At 67.1% G+C, this 19,546-nt stretch carries 21 protein-coding genes; 7 read left to right on the forward strand and 14 right to left on the reverse strand.

The annotated features are described in order from the left end of the window. Window positions 1–9: 9 nt before the first annotated feature. Genes ACFRMN_RS03965 through ACFRMN_RS03980 form a run of 4 tightly spaced genes read right to left on the reverse strand, consistent with a single transcriptional unit; the run spans window position 10 to window position 3,017 of the window. Entirely contained in the window at window positions 10–1,350 is a 1,341-nt protein-coding gene (locus ACFRMN_RS03965) for an NADH-quinone oxidoreductase subunit D (protein ID WP_383012745.1), read from the reverse strand. After that, on the reverse strand, window positions 1,350–2,087 hold the full coding sequence (locus ACFRMN_RS03970; protein ID WP_383012748.1) for an NADH-quinone oxidoreductase subunit C: 738 nt from the start codon (window positions 2,085–2,087) through the stop codon (window positions 1,350–1,352). The genes ACFRMN_RS03965 and ACFRMN_RS03970 overlap by 1 nt, the downstream gene beginning before the upstream one ends. Next, window positions 2,084–2,638 (reverse strand): NADH-quinone oxidoreductase subunit B family protein, encoded by a 555-nt coding sequence (locus ACFRMN_RS03975; protein WP_046505025.1) that lies wholly within the window; start codon window positions 2,636–2,638, stop codon window positions 2,084–2,086. The genes ACFRMN_RS03970 and ACFRMN_RS03975 overlap by 4 nt, the downstream gene beginning before the upstream one ends. Before the next feature lie 19 nt (window positions 2,639–2,657). Next, the gene (locus ACFRMN_RS03980; RefSeq protein ID WP_383013050.1) at window positions 2,658–3,017 is read right to left on the reverse strand and encodes an NADH-quinone oxidoreductase subunit A; all 360 of its coding nucleotides are present in this window, start codon (window positions 3,015–3,017) and stop codon (window positions 2,658–2,660) included. A gap of 793 nt (window positions 3,018–3,810) precedes the next feature. Between ACFRMN_RS03980 and ACFRMN_RS03985 the strand changes: the two genes are divergently transcribed. Continuing rightward, the gene (locus tag ACFRMN_RS03985; RefSeq protein WP_383012750.1) at window positions 3,811–4,656 is read left to right on the forward strand and encodes a C40 family peptidase; all 846 of its coding nucleotides are present in this window, start codon (window positions 3,811–3,813) and stop codon (window positions 4,654–4,656) included. 135 nt (window positions 4,657–4,791) lie between these two features. On the opposite strand, the gene ACFRMN_RS03990 is transcribed toward ACFRMN_RS03985, so the two are convergent. The 4 genes from ACFRMN_RS03990 to ACFRMN_RS04005 form a co-directional block, all read right to left on the reverse strand. Continuing rightward, a complete protein-coding gene (locus ACFRMN_RS03990) occupies window positions 4,792–5,754 on the reverse strand; it encodes a fatty acid desaturase (RefSeq protein ID WP_383012753.1) in 963 nt (320 codons plus the stop codon). Between the two features lie 222 nt (window positions 5,755–5,976). Then, window positions 5,977–6,972, reverse strand: a complete 996-nt coding sequence (gene dapF, locus ACFRMN_RS03995; RefSeq protein ID WP_383012756.1) for a diaminopimelate epimerase — start codon at window positions 6,970–6,972, stop codon at window positions 5,977–5,979. Between the two features lie 99 nt (window positions 6,973–7,071). Beyond that, the gene (locus ACFRMN_RS04000) at window positions 7,072–7,827 is read right to left on the reverse strand and encodes a hypothetical protein (RefSeq protein ID WP_383012759.1); all 756 of its coding nucleotides are present in this window, start codon (window positions 7,825–7,827) and stop codon (window positions 7,072–7,074) included. A 320-nt stretch (window positions 7,828–8,147) separates the two neighbouring features. Beyond that, complete coding sequence (locus ACFRMN_RS04005; RefSeq protein ID WP_383012762.1) at window positions 8,148–9,074, reverse strand: SDR family oxidoreductase; 927 nt, start codon at window positions 9,072–9,074, stop codon at window positions 8,148–8,150. A gap of 95 nt (window positions 9,075–9,169) precedes the next feature. On the opposite strand from ACFRMN_RS04005, the gene ACFRMN_RS04010 reads away from it, so the two are divergent. Then, a complete protein-coding gene (locus ACFRMN_RS04010) occupies window positions 9,170–9,904 on the forward strand; it encodes a TetR family transcriptional regulator (RefSeq protein ID WP_383012764.1) in 735 nt (244 codons plus the stop codon). 10 nt (window positions 9,905–9,914) lie between these two features. On the opposite strand, the gene ACFRMN_RS04015 is transcribed toward ACFRMN_RS04010, so the two are convergent. From ACFRMN_RS04015 to ACFRMN_RS04030, 4 genes are all read right to left on the reverse strand, one after another. Then, on the reverse strand, window positions 9,915–10,088 hold the full coding sequence (locus tag ACFRMN_RS04015; protein ID WP_383012767.1) for a hypothetical protein: 174 nt from the start codon (window positions 10,086–10,088) through the stop codon (window positions 9,915–9,917). A 262-nt stretch (window positions 10,089–10,350) separates the two neighbouring features. Continuing rightward, the gene (locus tag ACFRMN_RS04020; protein ID WP_383012770.1) at window positions 10,351–10,998 is read right to left on the reverse strand and encodes a class I SAM-dependent methyltransferase; all 648 of its coding nucleotides are present in this window, start codon (window positions 10,996–10,998) and stop codon (window positions 10,351–10,353) included. A gap of 623 nt (window positions 10,999–11,621) precedes the next feature. Further along, window positions 11,622–11,882 carry a hypothetical protein gene (locus tag ACFRMN_RS04025; RefSeq protein WP_383012773.1) on the reverse strand — a complete coding sequence of 87 codons (261 nt, stop codon included), beginning with the start codon at window positions 11,880–11,882 and terminating at the stop codon, window positions 11,622–11,624. Further along, the gene (locus ACFRMN_RS04030; RefSeq protein ID WP_383012776.1) at window positions 11,882–12,355 is read right to left on the reverse strand and encodes an ATP-binding protein; all 474 of its coding nucleotides are present in this window, start codon (window positions 12,353–12,355) and stop codon (window positions 11,882–11,884) included. Before ACFRMN_RS04030 ends, ACFRMN_RS04025 begins: the two co-directional genes overlap by 1 nt. A 242-nt stretch (window positions 12,356–12,597) precedes the next feature. On the opposite strand from ACFRMN_RS04030, the gene ACFRMN_RS04035 reads away from it, so the two are divergent. From ACFRMN_RS04035 to ACFRMN_RS04050, 4 genes are all read left to right on the forward strand, one after another. Continuing rightward, window positions 12,598–13,449, forward strand: coding sequence for a helix-turn-helix domain-containing protein (locus ACFRMN_RS04035; protein WP_383012779.1), 852 nt, complete (start codon window positions 12,598–12,600; stop codon window positions 13,447–13,449). 13 nt (window positions 13,450–13,462) lie between these two features. Next, the gene (locus tag ACFRMN_RS04040) at window positions 13,463–13,657 is read left to right on the forward strand and encodes a DUF397 domain-containing protein (protein WP_383012782.1); all 195 of its coding nucleotides are present in this window, start codon (window positions 13,463–13,465) and stop codon (window positions 13,655–13,657) included. A 90-nt stretch (window positions 13,658–13,747) separates the two neighbouring features. Next, on the forward strand, window positions 13,748–13,942 hold the full coding sequence (locus ACFRMN_RS04045; protein ID WP_383012784.1) for a DUF397 domain-containing protein: 195 nt from the start codon (window positions 13,748–13,750) through the stop codon (window positions 13,940–13,942). A gap of 312 nt (window positions 13,943–14,254) precedes the next feature. Next, the gene (locus ACFRMN_RS04050) at window positions 14,255–14,605 is read left to right on the forward strand and encodes a hypothetical protein (protein ID WP_383012787.1); all 351 of its coding nucleotides are present in this window, start codon (window positions 14,255–14,257) and stop codon (window positions 14,603–14,605) included. Window positions 14,606–14,646: 41 nt separating this feature from the next. On the opposite strand, the gene ACFRMN_RS04055 is transcribed toward ACFRMN_RS04050, so the two are convergent. Further along, on the reverse strand, window positions 14,647–17,181 hold the full coding sequence (locus tag ACFRMN_RS04055; RefSeq protein WP_383012790.1) for a hypothetical protein: 2,535 nt from the start codon (window positions 17,179–17,181) through the stop codon (window positions 14,647–14,649). A 358-nt stretch (window positions 17,182–17,539) separates the two neighbouring features. On the opposite strand from ACFRMN_RS04055, the gene ACFRMN_RS04060 reads away from it, so the two are divergent. Then, complete coding sequence (locus ACFRMN_RS04060) at window positions 17,540–18,088, forward strand: glycoside hydrolase family 25 protein (RefSeq protein ID WP_383012793.1); 549 nt, start codon at window positions 17,540–17,542, stop codon at window positions 18,086–18,088. A 125-nt stretch (window positions 18,089–18,213) separates the two neighbouring features. Here the strand turns inward: ACFRMN_RS04060 and ACFRMN_RS04065 are convergent, their stop codons facing one another. Beyond that, window positions 18,214–19,500 carry a geranylgeranyl reductase family protein gene (locus ACFRMN_RS04065; protein WP_383012795.1) on the reverse strand — a complete coding sequence of 429 codons (1,287 nt, stop codon included), beginning with the start codon at window positions 19,498–19,500 and terminating at the stop codon, window positions 18,214–18,216. Between the last annotated feature and the right edge of the window lie 46 nt (window positions 19,501–19,546).

Consider the following 19,546-nt stretch of genomic DNA (forward strand, 5'->3'; position numbering starts at 1 on the left):
GTGTGGTGGTCACCGGTCGACACCTCCCATCACGGGGTCGATGGACGCGACGGCGACGATGACGTCGGCGACCTGGCCGCCCTCGCACATCGCCGCCATGGCCTGGAGATTGGTGAAGGACGGGTCGCGGAAGTGGACCCGGTACGGGCGGGTGCCCCCGTCGGAGACGACATGCGCGCCGAGTTCGCCCTTGGGCGACTCCACGGCCGCGTACGCCTGTCCCGGCGGGACCCGGAAGCCCTCCGTCACCAGCTTGAAGTGATGGATCAGAGCCTCCATGGACGTGCCCATGATGTTCTTGATGTGGTCGAGCGAGTTGCCCAGACCGTCGGGGCCGAGCGCGAGCTGCGCGGGCCAGGCGATCTTCTTGTCGGCGACCATCACCGGGCCGGGCTCCAGCCGGTCCAGGCACTGTTCGACGATCCGCAGCGACTGGCGCATCTCCTCCAGGCGGATGAGGAAGCGGCCGTACGCGTCGCAGCTGTCGGCGGTCGGGACCTCGAACTCGAAGGTCTCGTAACCGCAGTACGGGTCGCTCCTGCGCAGATCGTGCGGGAGCCCGGCGGAGCGCAGGATCGGTCCTGTGGCGCCCAGCGCCATGCAGCCGGTCAGATCGAGATAGCCGACGTCCTGCATCCGGGCCTTGAAGATCGGGTTGCCGGTGGCGAGCTTGTCGTACTCCGGCAGGTTCTTCCGCAGCGTCTTCAGCAGCTCGCGCAGATGGTCGACGGCGCCCGGGGGCAGATCCTGGGCGAGTCCGCCGGGGCGGATGAACGCGTGGTTCATCCGCAGGCCGGTGATCAGCTCGTAGGCATCGAGAATCAGTTCACGATCACGGAAGCCGTAGATCATGATCGTCGTCGCGCCCAGCTCCATACCGCCGGTGGCGATACAGACGAGGTGCGAGGAGAGCCGGTTCAGCTCCATCAGCAGGACGCGGATGAGCGTGGCCCGGTCCGGGATGTCGTCCTCGATGCCGAGCAGCTTCTCCACGCCCAGGCAGTACGCCGTCTCGTTGAAGAACGACGTCAGGTAATCCATGCGCGTGACGAAGGTGGTGCCCTGCGTCCAGTTGCGGAATTCGAGGTTCTTCTCGATACCGGTGTGCAGATAGCCGATGCCGCAGCGGGCCTCGGTGACGGTCTCGCCCTCGATCTCCAGGATCAGCCGCAGCACTCCGTGGGTGGAGGGGTGCTGGGGACCCATGTTGACGACGATCCGCTCGTCGTCGGCCTTGGCGGCGGACTGGACGACCTCGTCCCAGTCGCCACCGGTGACCGTATATACGGTGCCCTCGGTGGTCGCGCGGGGCGTGGCGTGCGGGGTGTGGGGTGCGTGGGGTGCAGACATCAGGAGTACGACCTCCGCTGGTCCGGAGCCGGGATCTGGGCGCCCTTGTACTCGACGGCGATCCCGCCGAGCGGATAGTCCTTGCGCTGCGGGAAGCCCTGCCAGTCGTCCGGCATCATGATCCGGGTCAGGGCGGGGTGGCCGTCGAAGATCAGCCCGAAGAAGTCGTACGTCTCGCGCTCGTGCCAGTCGTTGGTCGGATAGATCTCGACCAGGGACGGCACATGCGGGTCGGCGTCCGGCGCGGAGACCTCGACACGGATCAGCCGGCCGTGCGTGAGCGAGCGCAGATGGTAGACGGCGTGCAGCTCGCGGCCCTTGTCACCGGGGTAGTGGACGCCCGACACCCCCGTACAGAGTTCGAAGCGCAGCGCCGGGTCGTCGCGCAGGGTGCGCGCCACCTGGACGAGATACTCACGGGCGATGTGGAAGGTGAGTTCGGCGCGGTCGACGACCGTCTTCTCGATGGCGTTCTCCGGGAGGAGCCCCTGCTCCTCCAGCGCGCCTTCGAGCTCGTCGGCGATCTCGTCGAAGGACCCGCCGGGGCCGCCGTACGGCCGGGCGGAGGCGCCCGGCAGCAGCACGGTCCTGACGAGCCCGCCGTATCCGGAGGTGTCGCCGCCGTTATTGGCGCCGAACATGCCCTTCTGTACGCGGATGGGCTCGCCGGTGTCCTCGCGCGCGGACGGAACGTTGTTTCCGGAGGGCCGCTCTCCGGATCCCTGGTCGCCGGTCACCGCAGCAGCCCCTTCATCTCGATCGTCGGGAGCGCCTTGAGGGCCGCCTCCTCCGCCTCACGGGCCGCTTCCTCCGCGTTGACCCCGAGCTTGGAGCTCTGGATCTTCTGGTGGAGCTTGAGAATGGCGTCCATCAGCATCTCGGGGCGCGGTGGGCAGCCGGGCAAATAGATGTCGACAGGGACAATATGATCCACACCCTGGACAATCGCGTAGTTATTGAACATTCCGCCCGATGATGCGCAAACCCCCATGGAGATCACCCACTTGGGGTTGGGCATCTGGTCATAGACCTGCCGCAGAACCGGCGCCATCTTCTGGCTCACCCGCCCGGCCACGATCATCAGATCGGCCTGCCGCGGCGAACCGCGGAAGACCTCCATCCCGAACCGCGCCAGGTCGTACCGCCCCGCGCCGGTCGTCATCATCTCGATGGCGCAGCACGCGAGGCCGAAGGTCGCGGGGAAGACGGATGATTTCCGCACCCAGCCCGAGGCCTGTTCGACGGTGGTCAGCAGAAAGCCGCTCGGCAGCTTCTCTTCGAGTCCCATTGGTGGCCCCTCAGCCCCTTTAGTCCCATTCCAGACCGCCGCGCCGCCACACATACGCGTAGGCGACGAAGACGGTGAGCACGAAGAGCAGCATCTCCACGAGCCCGAAAATCCCCAGGGCGTCGAAGGTGACGGCCCAGGGGTAAAGGAAGACGACCTCGATATCGAAGATGATGAAGAGCATCGCCGTCAGGTAGTACTTGATGGGAAAACGGCCGCCTCCGGCCGGCGTCGGCGTGGGTTCGATGCCACACTCGTACGCTTCAAGTTTGGCCCGGTTGTAGCGCTTTGGGCCGATAAGCGTGGCCATGACCACGGAGAAGATCGCAAACCCAGCCCCGAGGGCGCCGAGCACGAGGATGGGTGCGTAGGAATTCACGCCCCTCAGCTCCTTCCAGTCGTCCTTGACCGTTGGATCGCACCGGGCGGTTCGCCTCGCCGCCCCGCCACGATCACTGAAGATCGCGTACATGTGAGGCAGTTCACAAGCCCGACTGCCCCGCATCTTATGCCCGGTGGTCTGTGATCTGCGACACGGGGTGCAGCAACAGCCTTGTGATCTCCACCACCCGACGAAGGATCATGAAGTCGGATGAGCGGTGATCTTCATACGTGAAGCGGCCGAGCGGTCACCAGATGTGACAACCGAGCTCGTTTCCGCTGGTCGGGGGCGCGTTGCTCTATCAAGCGATGCACCGTACAAGCAAATTTGCAATGAAACAGTATACCGTGCTACAGGGCTCGATGGTCACTCGCGCGAGGGGGAAGTGCGGACCGACGTGGACACGTGCGCGCATTCACGAGCAACCGGGACAGCTCCGCGGGCGTCCTCAGGGAAGCGTCCGAGCGCACGGGAAGACCCCGAGATCACCCCGAGCGGACTCCGTGATCGTTCCGGCCGCCGAGCGGTGACCACTCTGTGACCTGTACCACTCCACTCAACCGTCAAGACAAGAGGGCTTGGCCATGAGTGTGAAGGGGTGGTAAGCGGCGGGCAATTCGGACGTTTATCAGAAAGACCGTGATCACAGCCATGATCACCCATGCCCGGTTTGCCCGTTACGGCGTCAATAAGACCCGAGGCTAAGCGGATTCACAGATTCCGAACGTAACTGTGGCGCAACACACCTTGCTTGACGGGAACCAGGTTCCACCTGATAGCCGTAGTTCTCATGTCCCACACCGCTCACATACCCAGCCACCGGAAGCCCCGCCGCAGCGCGTCGAAAGTCGTCCTCCGTAGCGGAGTTGCCGGTGGCGTCCTCAGCACCATCGCGGTCGCAGGTGCCGCCGGACCGGCGAACGCCGAGCCGGTGACCACCCAGACCATAGAAATGCCCACGCTCACCTCCGGGCTCGTCGGCGACTTCACGAGGTCCGCCGAGGCCACGCAGCGCGTCGCGAACTCCCTGGACCTGCGCGCCCAGCAGGACGCCGCGGCGGCCACGGCCGCGAAGACCGCCAAGAAGGCCAAGGCCGAGGCGGAGCGCAAGGCCGAGGCCGCGGCCAAGAAGAAGGCCGAAGAGGCCCGCGCCAAGGCCGCCGCCGAGCGCGCGTCCCGTGCCGCGGAGCGCACCACGCTTTCGGCGCCCTCCTCGTCGAACTCCGGCTCCTCCTCCGGCTCGGTCGTCTCCACGTCCTCGAAGACCACCTCGGGGGCCACCGGTTCCGCGGCGTCCGTGCTCGCCTTCGCCCAGGCCCAGCTCGGCGACGCGTACATCATGGGCTCGACGGGCCCCAACGCCTGGGACTGCTCCGCCCTGGTCCAGGCCGCCTACCGCCAGATCGGCGTCGACCTCCCGCGCGTCTCGCAGGACCAGTCGACCGCCGGCACCCAGGTCTCCCTGAGCAACCTCCAGCCGGGAGACATCCTCTACTGGGGCGGCGCGGGCAGCGCGTACCACACGGCGATCTACGCCGGCGGCGGCGAGTTCATCGGCGCGCAGAACCCCAGCAGCGGTGTGGTGAAGAAGTCCCTGGACTGGGACCCGCCGAGCGGCGCGGTCCGCGTCCTCTGACATATCGGCACGAATACGCATACGACACGTACCCGCATCCCGCTCGGGGGGGGATGCGGGTACGTGTCGCGCGTGACGGGCCGCCTCCGCCTGCCCCCGGGGCCCGTCCCCGCTTCGGTCTCCGCGCCGAGGAAGTCACCCGTCGGCACGCGCGGCAGGCTGCGTGACACCTGCCGTACGGCCCGACGCCCGCGCGTCCGCGAGCGCGCGACGGTGGTGGGCGACCACGGTGGAGCTGCCGATCAACAAGCCACGTGGGGTGTACGCGGGTGTGCCGATGCCGCGTTCCAGGGCAGGCAGATAGTTCCAACGCACGGCTGGGTGAACCGAGTGGGCATAGTGGAACAAATCTCCATATGGGAGCCAGGTGCCACGAGCCAGCAGAGCCAGGACGCGATTGCGCGGATACAGACGCAGACAGCGGGCGGCTTCGATGGCGGCAGGGCCGCCCGTAGCCCGCTCGGCGTCGAACCAGCGGTGTTCAACCAACAGGGACATCCAGGCCAGTTGGGGGTAGAACAGGAGCCGCGGGACGAGAAAGCCGAACACGGCGGCGGGCCAGCCGAGGAGAATCCCCAGAGCGAGCGGAACGGCCGCGAAAACGCACAGGCGCGACCAACCGGCGCCGCGCGGATCCAGATTGACGGCCAGGCCGCGACAGGTGTCAGCCAGCCCGCCAAGGGTCAGGGGGAAGACCACAGCCACAGCGAATCGACCGGAGCCGGCCTCGGGGCGCAGGCCCGCCCGGTGGAGTTCGGCGAGGTTGGGGTCCACCCCGGCGACTGTGGCGCTGGGGTGATGCTGACGGACGTGTTTGTCGCGCCGTACCGGCACGGGTACGAAGCCGAGCGGGGCGTGCACCATCGCCTCGGTCAACGCGATACCCAGGGCGCCGTCACGGGTGAGCACTCCATGCACCGTGAAGTGGCTGACCTCCTGCAAATGCCGGAACTTCACCGACGCGACCAGAACGACGGCACCCCACCCGATGGGGCCCGTGCGTGCGGCCAGTTGCCACCAGCCGACAAGTTCCAGCCAGTGCCCGACCAGCAGGAGCACCGGCGTGAGGTTATTGGCCCTGCTGCGCTGCAAGGCCATGACGGCCCGCAATGATCCTGCGAACTGACGCCCCCGCGCCGGGCTGAACCACCATCGGTCGAACTGCCGCAAGGCGATTCCGGCCGCGATAATCCCTAAAGGTGTGAGCATGCCCCATCCTCATGACCCCGCACCCGCCCCGTGATCCACCATGGGCGACAGTCCGATGCCATCCCCGCGCGATAAGCGCTGGTGCGGGGACCAGGACTTCTCCAACACGCCCTAAATCATGGTCGGGTTGACTCCGGCTGCGTGCAACGCCTTGAGATTATCGTCGAACAGCGCGGTGAAGGCGTTGATCTCCGGAAGATACGTCTCACCGGTGAACTCCAGCGGGCTGTCGCCCAAGAGGTCGGCCGGGTCGAGTTCGGTGCGGTAGACCACGGTGGCGTTGCCTTCCAGGACGGGCTGCCACTGACCTCCGCTCTCCTGCAACCAGGTGCGCGCAGGGCCGCCGGGGTTACGGACCCGCAGCCGGACATCGGGATCGACCAGGCCCAGCTTGGAGGACACCGCCCGCGACGCCGCCACGCCGGAGCCGCAGGAGGGGGTCAGCCCGGCACCACGCTCGAACGTGTGAACGAATACCTCCGTGTCGTCCAAAGGCAGAACGAAGGAGACGTTCGCACCGATCGGAAACGAATCGGGGGCGTCGGCAACCCTGCGTCCCGTCTCCACCAACTCCGCTTCGTCGTAGGCGCCGACGATACTGACCAGGTGCGAGTTGGGCACCGCCAGAGCCGACACGGCGCGGGTGGCGTGGAACGCCGGGAGGACCTGGCCCACGAACGGCCACTGCACATCGGCCACGATGGGGGCGGCGGGGGTGAAGTCGACGGGAGGCAGCTCAACCGCGACCTGAACCACACCCTGCGGGGTGTCGTCAGCCCTGCGGACGGTGAAACTATACGGGCCGGTGTGCACGACAGCGGATTCGGTGTCGTATCGATCGAGCAGCAGCCGGCCGGCGCAGCGCATCCCGTTACCGCACAGCAGAGCAGGCGAGCCGTCCGGATTGAAGAACCACGCCTTGGCGGACCCGTCGCCGTTATCAGCGAGGAAGTACACACCGTCACTGCCCAGGCCCGTCCGCCGGTCACACAGCCGTTCCACCGCACGGGACAGATCGGCAGCGGCGAAGTGATCATCGGGGGAGCCGTCAATCACGAAGATGTCGTTACGCGACCCGTGGGTCTTGGCGATCGAGAGATGTGGCATGGCTGACGAGGACCGCTTTCCGACTCGCACCGGCCCCGCAGACCGGCTGGTAGCAGCCATTCTACTGACGTCGCGCCCACCTGCCGGGTACCGCCGTTCTCACAGCTCGTTCACAGCCGTCCGCACCCGGGCGGCATCCCAGATCCCCGCATCGATCATCGGGCGGACCACGGCTTCGTAGGACTGAAGCATGAACGGGGCGGACAGCGTGCCGTGTCCCCAGATCGACTCGAAACGGCCGGTCCAGCGGTCGACCTGTTTGAAGTACACCGAGGAGCGGCCACGCGTGTAATCGGCATCCCCCTGGTCCTCCTCCACCAGCACCGCCGCCCCGGAGACCACGACGAAGTCGATGGCTTGATCCGCGCGGAACCGGTCACGCACCGCGATGCCGCACTGCACGCCGAGCGACCGGTGGTGATTGATCAGCGGCAGCAGCGCCCTCGCGAAATCCTCACGGGCCAGGTCGGTGGCCCAGGCGATGAACAGCCGCTGGATCGTGCCACCCGCCTCGATGAGCCGGCGATTGACGGCGAGATACTCCCGCCGCTGGGTGAGCAGGTTCGGATTCGTGGTCAGGTCGGCCGCGAGAACCCGCTTGGGCTCGGACCCGCCATCGATGAGGACCCTGTACAACAACACGGAAAGCCGGGGCACCTCCGACGCGTACACCTGAAGATGCCCGTCCGCGATCTCCCCGAAATCCGCGATGAGTTCGCTCTCCAGCTGAGAACGCACAAGGTCGAAGTACTGGCTGTCGGCCATCTCACGACTGTTGGCTCTCCGAAGCGTGATGTATGCGCTGCGCAACCACATATGGTTGGCCACCAGGAGAAGTACCAGCACGGTCTCCACGGCGAAGAGGGCGTTCTTCGCCCTGGCGGTGTCGTTGACCCAAGCCGCCACCGGCACCGCTACTCCGATGACCCCGATCACCGCGTTCAGCAACGGTGAGGTAAGGCCCTCAACCACGCGAGTGGCCAAGTCCCGGCGCGCGGATAAAGCAGGCATGAGCGGGTCCCCCCAGTCCGGCGGCCACGGTCCGTCGCCACATGCTCCCGGACCGTAGACGTCTCGGGCAACCACGCCTCCCTCGGGAACCTCTCCCACTACGTCGGCTCCAGCCGCCACGGCCCACTCCGGAGTTCGCCGCGGGACGCGTCGCCCCGCTCCTGTCAGGCGGCGGGGGCGGGCAGTGCGACGCCGGTAAGGCGCTCGGACTCGGCCCACAGACGGGCGTTGGCGGCGGAGTCGAGGGCCCGGCGGGTGATACGGGCGGTGGCCGTGGGGCCGACCAGTCCGAACCGTCCGCCCGGACCGTAGTAACCACCCGCGACGGCACCGGGATCGGCCGCCGCGTACAGCAGGGGTTCCGCGCCCTGCTGTACGTCCTGCGAGGGCAGGAAGGTGAGGGACGTGAGCAGCCCGCGCGGCGGCTTGCCGGTGCCGAGACTCGGCCCCGTCGTCTGGAGGTTCGTGCGGGTGTAGCCGGGGTGCGCGCCGGTGCTCAGCAACTGCCAGCCGCGCTCGGCGGCGAGGGCCGCGAGCTGCCGGGTCATCATGAGGTTGGCGAGCTTGGACTGCGCGTAGGAGAGGTTGGGGCTGTAGCGGCGGCGCTCCCACTGAAGATCCTCGAAGTGGATACGGCCGTAGTTGGCCGTCCCGCTGCTCATCGTGGCCACCCTCGGCGCGGTGGCGGAGAGCAGCAGCGGAAGCAGCCGGACGGTCAGCGCGAAGGGGCCGAGGTAGTTGCTGCCCAGCTGGAGCTCGAAGCCGTCGGCCGTGGTCAGCCGGGTGGGCGGGGCCATCACCCCGGCGTTGTTGACCAGCAGATCGAGCGGGGTGCCGTCTGCGATGAGCCCGTCGGCGAACTCCTGGACGGAGGCCAGATCGGCCAGATCGATCCGGCGCACCTCCAGTCGGGCGTCCGGGTGCTGGGCCAGGATCTCGGCGCGGGCCCGCTCGCCCTTGGCGACCGTACGGACGGCCATCACGACGTGCGCCCCCGCGCCGGCGAGCCGCCGGGCCGCTTCCTTGCCGGTCCCGCTGTTGGCGCCGGTGACGACGGCGAGCTTCCCGCTCCGGTCGGGGACGACGTACATGGCGACTCCTTCTACTAGACCGTCGGTCTGTTGTTATGGACGCTAGCAGACCGCCGGTCTACTAACAACAGACCAGGGGTCTGTAGCCTGGGGCCATGACAACGCCCTTCCAGCGCGCCCGCAGCGAGGAGCAGCGCGCCGTACGTCGGCAGGCGATCCTGGACACCGCGGCGGCGATGCTGACCGAGATGCCCGTGGCACAGGTGAGCCTCAACGAGCTGAGCCGACGGGTCGGTCTGGCGAAGTCGAACGTGCTGCGCTACTTCGAGTCCCGCGAGGCCGTCCTGCTCGAACTGCTGGACACCGCGCTGCGGGAGTGGCTGGACCTGCTGGACGGCGCCCTCACCACGGCGGTCGACGCGACCACCGGACCGTACGAACGCGGCGACCAGCTCGCCGGCGCGTTCGCGCGGACACTCGCGGCCCGCCCGGTGCTCTGCGACCTGATCAGCGCGCAGGCCGCGGTGCTGGAACGGAACGTCTCCCCGCGCGTCGCCGCGGAGCACAAGCGCGCCACCCTGGCCAACGTCACCGTCCTGGTCAGGCTGATCCGCGCGCACCTACCCGAGTTGGACGAACACGACGCGACGAAGTACGCCACCGCCGCCTTCATGTCGACCGGCGCGGTCTGGACCCACGCACAGCCCTCGGCCGCGATGCTGGCCGCCTACGAGGCCGACCCCGCGCTGGCCGTCATGCGGATGGACTTCACCGCGACGCTCCGCGAACTGCTGGAGGTACAGGCCACGGGACTTCTGACCCGAGCACAGCGCGGCTTTCCCGTCCGAACGCACCCGGCCCCCCGCGGTGAACCCGCGGGGGGCCGGTGAGAAAACGGCGTCACTTCTCGCCGAAGATCACAACCGTGTTGAAGCTTTCCTTGATCCAGGTCGAGACGTCAAAGCTCTCTCCCCGTCCGTCGTGCTCCCAGCTCGCGGCTGAGGCGGCACCCGCACCGCCCAGGACAGCCATAGCGGCGAGAGCGGCGGCGGCGACTGCTGTACGAATACGCATGAGTTTTCTCCTTGTGAAGAAATGTTCGGACACTTCACACGTTGACGGTGGAAAGCCGCCGAAAACCGAGCGGGAAGAGAGACCACTCCGATGCGGAGAAAGAGCAGTACCGCTGGCCGAGGAACGCCAAAGTCCCGCGGCCGGGCCGCCGAGATGCGCCATTGACGGCCCGGTACCAGACTGACGGGGTTGCACCCGAACCGCACGCCGCAGTCCGCACGGCAATGCGGTCCGCTCCTTGTTACCGGCCGGTTCGAACGGATCAACGCGGCGCAGGCCGCATGGCCGGGGGTTCCGCGGTGCCGACGATGAAGCTGCCACCCACGTGCCGTACATCGGCCGACCACCCCAGCGCGGCGAGCTCGCCAGTGAGCTTGGCGGCGTCGTGGAAGACCTTCACGACGCGATACGGGCTGCCGTCGTCGAGGCGCCGCAGCACCGCAGGGGCGGACTGCTCCTCCAGAACTTCTTCGCGCGCGGCCTCGGCGGGGCCATCGTCAACGAAGATCGCCTTACCATTCGGCGCGAGCGCGGCGGCGACCGTGCCCCAAAAATCCCGTAGTCGGGACGGCGGGACGTGGGAGAGCCAGAAGGCGAAGAACACGGTGTCGTAGCGGCGCGGCGGCCGCCAGGAGAACAGATCGGCCTGGATGAACTGGACGTGCGGGGAGGCAACCCGCGCACGCGCGACGCCCAGCGTCTCGTCCGAAGCGTCGACAGCGGTCACCGAACGCGCCCGCCCGGCAAGCGCCTTGGTCCACTGACCCGTTCCGCAGGCCAACTCCAGCACATCACCCACGATCGGCAGATCGTCAGCCGCAGCCAGCAGCCCCCGCAGATCCTCACGCTCGGAATAAGGCCGGTCGTACCCGCCCGCATGGGCCCGGTAGTAAGCGATCTGCTCTGCCAAAAGGGCATCCTCATCTCCATCCACGGAGCCGACCCTAGCGGGCACCCCACCCCCCGGACAGGCCCCTCGCAGCCCCTGAGCCACCCAGGAGCGCGGCTGATGGGGTGGCTGTGACTGGTGAGGCGCCGAGTGGGCCGGTCAGGGGCGGTGATGTGTCGTAGGGACGACTTAACCGACCTCAGGACGCATCACCCGCCGGAGGACTCCCCAAAGCCCCTTCCAAACTGGGACATAGGGGACGGGTGGCGGGCTCGTCCACCCCAGCCAACAGGTGCCACCCGACAACGGGCCCCGGCGGCGGGGCATGAGTCCCAACCACCCACCCACACCAGCCCGCTGAGCCGGTGCCGGGCCGCCCCACTCCACTGCCGCGCCCCCACCCACCGGACCGACGGTCGGCAACGGACCGCCCCCACCCACGGATCCCCTCCGGGGACCCCTCCCCCGGGCCGCCCCCCTCAAAGCTGCACTTGCGGTGGAGGGGCGGGTGTCCAGGGTGGAGCGAAGCGCAATCGGCGCAGCCGACGCGACGCAGGAGCGCCCTTGACGCCCGACCCGGAACCGCGAAACTGAAGCCTGAGGGGCGGCCCCCACCCGCCATCGAACGCACCGGGTGCCCCCGACTACCCCTCGGTCCTGACCTGACGTCGACCACCCGCCACCCGCCCCACCAAGTGCGCCTGCGGCGCACGGACCGTCACACGCACCGGGTCGGGGCAGCAGTAGCACGTGTACGTGAACCCCTCCTCCGCATCGAGCGGCACCGGCGGAAGAGCACCCTCCGGGCTCGGCATCACCGCGTACAACACCCCCACCACCAGCACGATCGCACTCAACGCGATCGACACAACACCCCACAGCGCCGGGTCCGTTACGGGTTCCATCACCCGGCCACCTCGTTCCTGGCCTCGGACAGCGTGAACCAGACCGCCTTCAGCTTGGGCGAGCGGCCACCGTAGATCGTGAATCCCCACGCACGGGCCAGGCTGTCCACGAGCATCAGCCCCCGCCCGCCTTCTTGTTCACGCCCCACGCACACGGCAACCGGTTCGGCCGGCACAGGAAAGGCCCAGGGCTTGTCGTCGGCCACGGAGACCGTCGCCTGTTTGTGGTCGACCGTCACATGCACGCGGATCAGCGACGTATGGGTATGGCGGTGGGCGTTGGTGACCACCTCGGTCACACAGAGTCGTGCGTCATCGACGAGGCCGCGGTGCCGGTTCACCCCCAGCAGCGACGTGACGAAGTCACGCGCGACCTTGGCCGCGCTCGCGGTGTTAGGCAGGGCGAGCCGGTAGGTCTCGCTGTCTTGAGGTGGCGGGGGTACGGGGGTTGCGGTGGCGGTCACGGTGGTCATGTCGTTCTCCCAACGCGGTGCGGTCTGAACTGACGCGTGGCCCGCCATCCGTGGCGATGACCGCGACAGCGCGCCTCAAGGCGCGCCAAAGCGGCTGCACTTCGGTCTTACTGACGTGCGACGCGATGCTGAGACGACCATAGCGTCACGTACGACATGTTGTACGCACTTGGAGCGTCTTGGTAACGAGTGGACTACCATCAGGACACTCGCAATGCTGAGCTAAACAAGAGGAGAGGCCGATGCCACCGAGGAAGGCGCCCACTGCGCGCCAGCGTCGATTGGGTGCGGAGTTGCGCAAGATCCGGGAGCACACCGGCATGATGCTGGCCGAGGCTGCAACATTGCTCGGTACAGACCGCACCACCATCAGTAACACCGAATCCGGGCGATTCGGTGTGAGTGCCGAACGAGTTCGCGCATGGGCCGACAGCTACGGATGCCCCGACAAGGCCTACATCGACGCACTCGCCGACATGGCCGCAGAGCGCATAAACGGATGGTGGGAAGACTACCGAGGCGACCTCTCCAGTGGTCCACTCGATCTTGCCGAACTGGAACATCACGCCACCGGCATTCGAGCCGTCCAGATCATGCATATGCCCGGCCTGCTCCAGACCGAGGACTACGTGCGCGCAGTCTTCGCGCAAGCCGTGCCATCGCCGAGTCCCGCGCGCCAGCGCCGCCTACTCTCGCATCGACTGAAGCGGCGCGACGTACTCGACCGGGAAGACCCTCCTAACTGCACGTTCCTTATCCACGAGGCCGGACTACGGATGACGTATGGCGGCTCCAAGATCGCCCGTAGCCAGCTCGACTACCTGCTCAAGGAGTCGGATCGCGACAACGTCACCATCCGTGCGATCCCGTTCACGGCGGGCGGTTTCCCGAACGCAAGCAGTTCGACACACTACGTGTACGGGCCGGTTCCGCAGCTCGATACCGTACAGATGGAAACAGCAACCGGGCCGGAGTTCCTGGATGCTGATACGCGTCTCGCGAACTATCGAGCGGTGCTGGATCGGACTGAGGAGCGGTCGCTCGATCCGGAGAGTTCACGAGACTTCATCCGCAAGATCGCACAACAAGTATGAAGGCGTGAGAACAATGGATATTCAGTGGCGTAAGTCCTCGAAGTCTTCGGACGCTGAAGGCAACAACTGCCTCGAACTCGCCCAACACGACGGCGAGATCCTCATGCGCGAGAGCGACAACCCCGACGTCATCATCCACACCACCCCCGCCAAGCTGCGCGCCTTCCTCGACGGCGCCAAGGAAGGCGAGTTCGACAACCTCGCCTGAGCGACCACCACATCCCCGAGACGGGCGGCCCCACCGGCGCAGGTGGGACCGCCCGTTTCGCTGCCGGGACACCACGGCAAGCATGAAGGTATGGATATTCAGTGGCGTAAATCCTCAAGGTCCTCAAATGCCGATGGCAGCAACTGCCTCGAACTCGCCGAGCACGACGGCCAGATCCTCATGCGCGAGAGCGACACCCCCGACGTCGTCATCCACACCACCCGCACCCAGCTCCGCGCCTTCCTCGACGGCGCCAAGCAGGGTGATTTCGACGACCTAGCCTGATCCCGCGCACCCTCTCGTACTACCCATCGGCATATGCCGTATCACTCGTTAGACGTAAACACTTGATACGCGTCCGCAGCAAACGCTAACGTCTCCACGTGTCGCCGCCACGGGCAGAACCCTCGGCACAGCTCTGCCGTGCCGTGCCCGCTGCGCGTCGCACAACTCCCCCTCCTTCTGCGCCAGTTGGGGGAGTCCAGAAAGGTTGTCCCCTGCCCGCCGCTCGTCACGCCGGCCAAAGGCAGGGGACAACCCCCAGCTCCACCCACCCGCCGCGCGAAGTGCCCATGCCGCCCGCCAGGAGGCCCCACCATGCCCAACTCCGGCACAGACCAAGCCTTCTGGTGCGAGCGGGTCACCTACAGCCCGCTCTCCGTCGACGGCATCGCCGACGCATCGCACCACGTAGCCACCACCCCCGTCGAAGCGATCCGCGCCATCCGCAAGGCCGTTCGCGACCTCGCCGCCACCCTCACCCCCATCGAGCTCAAGCGCGCCCTGAGTTGGGTGGACGGTGGCGGCTGTATCGGCGCGGTCGGGGCGCTGCACCGGGGCGAGCCGTGTGGATTCTCGCTCAGTCACCGTGGCCTCTGGACGGAGTGGACCGTACGCCCCGTCCCGCTCCCCCTCAGCACCCGGCATGACGACGGCCCTGTGCGGTGACCGATCGGTCACCGCACAGGGCCATACGTACGGCTCAGCCGTCAGTCTCGCTCGTTCGGCGGCTCGTACCACTTGTCGTTCGGTATGTACTTGCCCAAACTACCGTCCGGGTTGATCTCCCAGGCGCCCTTGATGTACCTCGAATCGATCCCGCCGGGGAAGGCGACCTCCTCTTCGCTGGACCAGCGACTGTTGTCCCCGAGGGTCCCGTTGACGTCGATTCCCCCCGGCGGATCGATGTCGTAGCGGTACTTCCTGTCTTCGTAGAGCAGATCCGGCTGCTCGTTCCTCGTTGTCCCGACGAACGCCGAGTCCGTGTTCTGCGTGACGTAGTCGTACAGATCCCCGTTGTCCGGATTCTTCGGATCGAAGCCGTTCAGGAAGATGTCCTCGGGGGGACGGTCATCGAAGCGGTACAGAGGCTCGTCCGAGTCGCGCCACTTGATGTCTTCCTGGTCGACACCCGTGATCTTGATGTCGTAGTCGTCCTCCATCACCTCTGGATGAGGGTTGGGGTTGGGCTTGCCGACGGGGCAGTCCTCCGGCCCCGGCTCGGGCTCCGGTTCCGGTTCCGGCTCGGGCTCCGGCTCGGGGTCTTCCTTGATCGGCGGAGGCGGCGGGTCCGTGAGGCCGATCGCGATGGTGAGCCGGTCCTTCACATCGTCGAACGCGTCGACACCGGCGATGGTGGACCCGGAGACCGTGGACATCAGGTTCAGAGTGGAGAATCCGGAGCCGGCCGCGAGGACGCTGCCGCTGAAGACAACGGGCGTACGAGTACCGGCCGAGGCGAGCGTGTAGCGCCCGCTGCCGGATGCGCCAGCGGTCACACTGCCGTAGAAGGCGACATTTTTGTTCCGACAGTCGTCCTTGTCGTCATCCTTGTCGTCGTCATCCGGCTCGTCCGGCTTATCCACCTCCGTGCAGTGCTGGGTGATACCCGCAGGACCCATGACCGGATTGCAAACGGTTTCCTTGCCGTCGTCGTCCTTGTCTTTGTCATCGTCCTTGTCGTCGTCATCCGGCTCATCCGGCTCATCCGGCTCATCCGGGTCATCCGGGTCATCACAGTGCGTGATGATGCCCGCAGGGCCCATGACCGACGTGCAGTTCGAACCTCCGCCGGAACCGCCGTTCGACCCACCACCACTGGAACCACCGCTGCTCGACCCACCACCACTGGAGCCACCACTGCTCGAACCGCCGCCGTTGGAACCGCCACCGCTGCTCGAACCACCACCGTTCGAGCCACCACCGTTCGAGCCACCACCGCTGCTCGAACCACCACCATTCGAACCACCACCGCTGCTCGAACCGCCACCGTTGGAACCGCCGCCATTCGAGCCACCACCGCTCGAACCGCCACCGTTGGAACCACCGCCATCCGAACCGCCGCCATCCGAACCACCACTGTCGGAACCGCCGTCCGAACTACCGCCGTCGGACCCACCATTCGAGCCACCACCGTTGGAACCGCCACCGTTCGAACCGCCGCCGTCGGAACCGCCGCCGTCCGAACCTCCATCAGATCCACCACCGTTCGAGCCACCGCCGTTGGACCCGCCGCCGTCCGAACCGCCATCAGATCCACCACCGTTCGAACCGCCACCGTTGGAACCGCCGCCGTCCGAACCTCCATCAGACCCACCACCGTCAGACCCACCGTCGGATCCACCGCCGCTGTTCCCACCACTGCCGTTCGAGCCGCCACCGTTCGAACCACCACCGTTGGACCCGCCGCCATTCGAACCACCACCGTCCGAACCACCGCCGTCCGAACCTCCATCAGACCCACCGCCGTCAGACCCACCATCGGATCCACCGCCGCTGTTCCCACCGCCGGAGTTACCACCGTTGTCACCACCACCGGAGTCACCACCACCGGAGTCACCACCGCCGCCGGCGACCGTGTCGCTCTCGCAGTCACCGCCAAGAATGTTGCAGACCGCCGTCTGGAGACCGTTCGCGACCTGAGTCCCCACGCCACTGAGAACCAGCGTGCCGATGATCAGAGCGACCAGACCGACCATGCCTACGTACTCGACCGTCCCCTGACCACGGTTCCGGCGCCACCCGATCATGTGCGGAATCGACGGAAACGCTTCCCGACGCAACCGCTCGCGCGTCCAACGCGGCCTCACAGCCCGCTGCTCGACGGGCAGTTCGAACCAGGCCCGGCCGGCACCCGCACTCACCAACGCCAGCAGAGCACCCGGCAACAGAAGCTGGCTGAGCCCCCGCGCCGAACCCCCGTACAGATTCACCACACTGCCGACCAACAGCCACGCCTGAAGCCCGACCAACGCGAACCAGACGACTCTCCCACCCGTCCACAGTCGCCGCGCCAGAATCACCGCGACGATCCCCGGCGCCACCGCGTACAGCGCCAGCAGAGAGAGCGTCGGCGTGATATGAGTACCCAGCTCCAGCAGCGAGTTCACCACGCCGACGCCGCCCAGCAACGTGAGAGCGAACATCAGATACAGCAGAACCCGGGTCGCGGCGAGCGCTCTCGGCAACTCCCAGCGCTGCGCGGGTATGCCGGCCTGAAACGCCAGGCCCTGTGAGTCCGACAAGGGAAAACCCTTCCAGCAAACTGCTTAAGATCTCCGGCCCAGGCGTCCACCCGTGGCACGTATATCGGCACAGTACGTACGCACAAGGCCCATTCCGAAGGGCCCACGGGCCTACCTCGGGCCCACGCCGGGCCCACGCCGCGCCTCGACGGACGCCTCCCCCTGCCGCGTCGCGCGCGTGATCGCCGGATGGGCGAAGTGCTCGGAGTGCGAGGACAGGCGCGAGTTCCCTCAGCTGCGGGATTTCACTCGTAAAGATGTCGTGGCTGTCGCCGATACGCCAGCGCGATCCCTACGAACCACGGTTGGGTAGAGGAGAGTTGAAACACTTGAACCACCGCGCAGGAGGCCTCCCCCCATGACCACAAAAGGCATCGACGTCTCGTCACACCAGAGTTCCAGCTACAGCACGGCCGGCCTCGACTTCGTCTTCATCAAGGCCACCGAAGGCACGTCGTACGTCAACCCCAAGATGAACGCGCAGGCCGCGCGCGCCCGGGGCGCCGGGCTGGTGACAGGGTTCTATCACTTCCTGCGGCCCGGTGACATGAAGGCGCAGGCGCGGTATTTCGTCGCGGAGTGCGCCAGCGTCGAGTACGACCCGCTGTTCGCCGACTGGGAGGACGACGGGGTCTCGTGCGCCGAGAAAGACACGTTCCTTGCCGAGGTGAAGCGGCTGCGCGGGTCCAATCATCGGGTGGGGCTGTACTGCGGGCAGTACTACTGGCTGCACCGCGACACCACCAGCAACGCGGGCGACGCGCTGTGGATCGCCGACTATGTGACCGCCGGGAAGCCCCGGATCAAGGCGGCGTGGAAGTTCCACCAATACACGGACACCCCGGTCGACACGAACGTGGGAAACTTCGCCGACCGGGCCGCCCTGAAGAAGTGGACCCGAGGCTGAGACGGCCTCCCATTGGACCCGAGGCCGATGCGGGTTCCAGCGCCGATGCGGGTTTCAGGGCCGACGGGTTCCAGGGCCGACGGGTTCCAGGGCCGAGGCGAGCCCTGCGCCTTACCCCCTCCGTCTTACGCCTTGGGGGCCACCTTCGACAGCCCATTGATAATGCGGTCCATCGCGTCGCCGCCCGTCGGGTCCGTCAGGTTCGCCAGCATCTTCAGCGTGAACTTCATCAGCAGCGGATGCGTCAGACCGCGCTGCGTCGCGATCTTCATGACCTTCGGGTTGCCGATGAGCTTCACAAAGGCGCGGCCGAGCGTGTAGTAGCCGCCGTAGGTCTCCTTGAGGACCTTCGGGTAGTGGAGCAGTGCCATCTCGCGCTGGGCGGGGGTCGCGCGGGCGTGGGCCTGGACGATGACGTCGGCGGCGATCTGGCCGGACTCCATGGCGTACGCGATGCCCTCTCCGTTGAACGGGTTGACCATGCCGCCCGCGTCACCCACCAGCAACAGGCCCTTGGTGTAGTGCGGCTGGCGGTTGAACGCCATGGGCAGCGCGGCGCCACGGATCGGCATCGTCATGTTGTCCGGCGTGTAGCCCCAGTCCTCCGGCATCGAGGCGCACCACGCCTTGAGCACTTCGCGCCAGTCCAGCTCCTTGTAGGCGGAGGAGGAGTTGAGGATGCCGAGGCCGACATTGGACGTGCCGTCGCCCATGCCGAAGATCCAGCCGTAGCCGGGAAGCAGTCGGTCCGCGCCGGGGCCGCGCCGGTCCCACAGTTCGAGCCAGGACTCCAGGTAGTCGTCGTCGTGGCGGGGTGAGGTGAAGTACGTACGAACGGCGACGCCCATCGGCCGGTCCTCCCGGCGGTGCAGGCCCATGCCCAGGGACAGCCGGGTCGAGTTGCCGTCGGCGGCGACGACGAGCGGCGCGTGGAAGGTGACCGGGGTCTTCTCCTCGCCCAGTTTGGCGTGTACGCCGGTGATGCGGCCGGTGCGGTCGTCGGTGATCGGGGCACCGACGTTGCACCGCTCGTGCAGCCGCGCGCCGGCCTTCTGCGCCTGGCGGGCGAGCTGTTCGTCGAAGTCGTCACGCTTACGGACCAGGCCGTAGTCCGGGTAGGCGGCCAGATCCGGCCAGTCCAGCTGGAGCCGTACACCGCCGCCGATGATCCTGAGCCCCTTGTTGCGCAGCCAGCCGGCCTCTTCGGAGATGTCGATGCCCATCGAGACGAGCTGCTTCGTGGCGCGCGGGGTGAGGCCGTCGCCGCAGACCTTCTCGCGCGGGAACGCGGTCTTCTCCAGCAACAGGACGTCCAGGCCCGCCTTGGCGAGGTAGTAGGCGGTGGTGGAACCGGCCGGGCCGGCACCCACGACAATCACATCTGCGCGGTTTTCGGAGAGGGGCTCGGTCACAGCGGGTTCTCCCGAAGACTCGAATTTGGGTACCTGGCGGCACGGG

The organism is Streptomyces sp. NPDC056835, from assembly GCF_042789485.1.
Classification (GTDB): domain Bacteria; phylum Actinomycetota; class Actinomycetes; order Streptomycetales; family Streptomycetaceae; genus Streptomyces.

What these genes read in the sequence shown, in the direction of transcription:
- ACFRMN_RS04010 (WP_383012764.1), top strand. Translation starts at nt 9,170, where the DNA reads ATGACAACGCCCTTCCAGCGCGCCCGCAGCGAGGAGCAGCGCGCCGTA.
- ACFRMN_RS04025 (WP_383012773.1), bottom strand. Translation starts at nt 11,882, where the DNA reads ATGGAACCCGTAACGGACCCGGCGCTGTGGGGTGTTGTGTCGATCGCG.
- ACFRMN_RS03965 (WP_383012745.1), bottom strand. Translation starts at nt 1,350, where the DNA reads ATGTCTGCACCCCACGCACCCCACACCCCGCACGCCACGCCCCGCGCG.
- ACFRMN_RS04045 (WP_383012784.1), top strand. Translation starts at nt 13,748, where the DNA reads ATGGATATTCAGTGGCGTAAATCCTCAAGGTCCTCAAATGCCGATGGC.
- ACFRMN_RS04015 (WP_383012767.1), bottom strand. Translation starts at nt 10,088, where the DNA reads ATGCGTATTCGTACAGCAGTCGCCGCCGCCGCTCTCGCCGCTATGGCT.
- ACFRMN_RS04030 (WP_383012776.1), bottom strand. Translation starts at nt 12,355, where the DNA reads ATGACCACCGTGACCGCCACCGCAACCCCCGTACCCCCGCCACCTCAA.
- ACFRMN_RS04050 (WP_383012787.1), top strand. Translation starts at nt 14,255, where the DNA reads ATGCCCAACTCCGGCACAGACCAAGCCTTCTGGTGCGAGCGGGTCACC.
- ACFRMN_RS04005 (WP_383012762.1), bottom strand. Translation starts at nt 9,074, where the DNA reads ATGTACGTCGTCCCCGACCGGAGCGGGAAGCTCGCCGTCGTCACCGGC.
- ACFRMN_RS03990 (WP_383012753.1), bottom strand. Translation starts at nt 5,754, where the DNA reads ATGGCCTTGCAGCGCAGCAGGGCCAATAACCTCACGCCGGTGCTCCTG.
- ACFRMN_RS04040 (WP_383012782.1), top strand. Translation starts at nt 13,463, where the DNA reads ATGGATATTCAGTGGCGTAAGTCCTCGAAGTCTTCGGACGCTGAAGGC.
- ACFRMN_RS03985 (WP_383012750.1), top strand. Translation starts at nt 3,811, where the DNA reads ATGTCCCACACCGCTCACATACCCAGCCACCGGAAGCCCCGCCGCAGC.
- ACFRMN_RS04035 (WP_383012779.1), top strand. Translation starts at nt 12,598, where the DNA reads ATGCCACCGAGGAAGGCGCCCACTGCGCGCCAGCGTCGATTGGGTGCG.
- ACFRMN_RS03975 (WP_046505025.1), bottom strand. Translation starts at nt 2,638, where the DNA reads ATGGGACTCGAAGAGAAGCTGCCGAGCGGCTTTCTGCTGACCACCGTC.
- dapF (WP_383012756.1), bottom strand. Translation starts at nt 6,972, where the DNA reads ATGCCACATCTCTCGATCGCCAAGACCCACGGGTCGCGTAACGACATC.
- ACFRMN_RS04060 (WP_383012793.1), top strand. Translation starts at nt 17,540, where the DNA reads ATGACCACAAAAGGCATCGACGTCTCGTCACACCAGAGTTCCAGCTAC.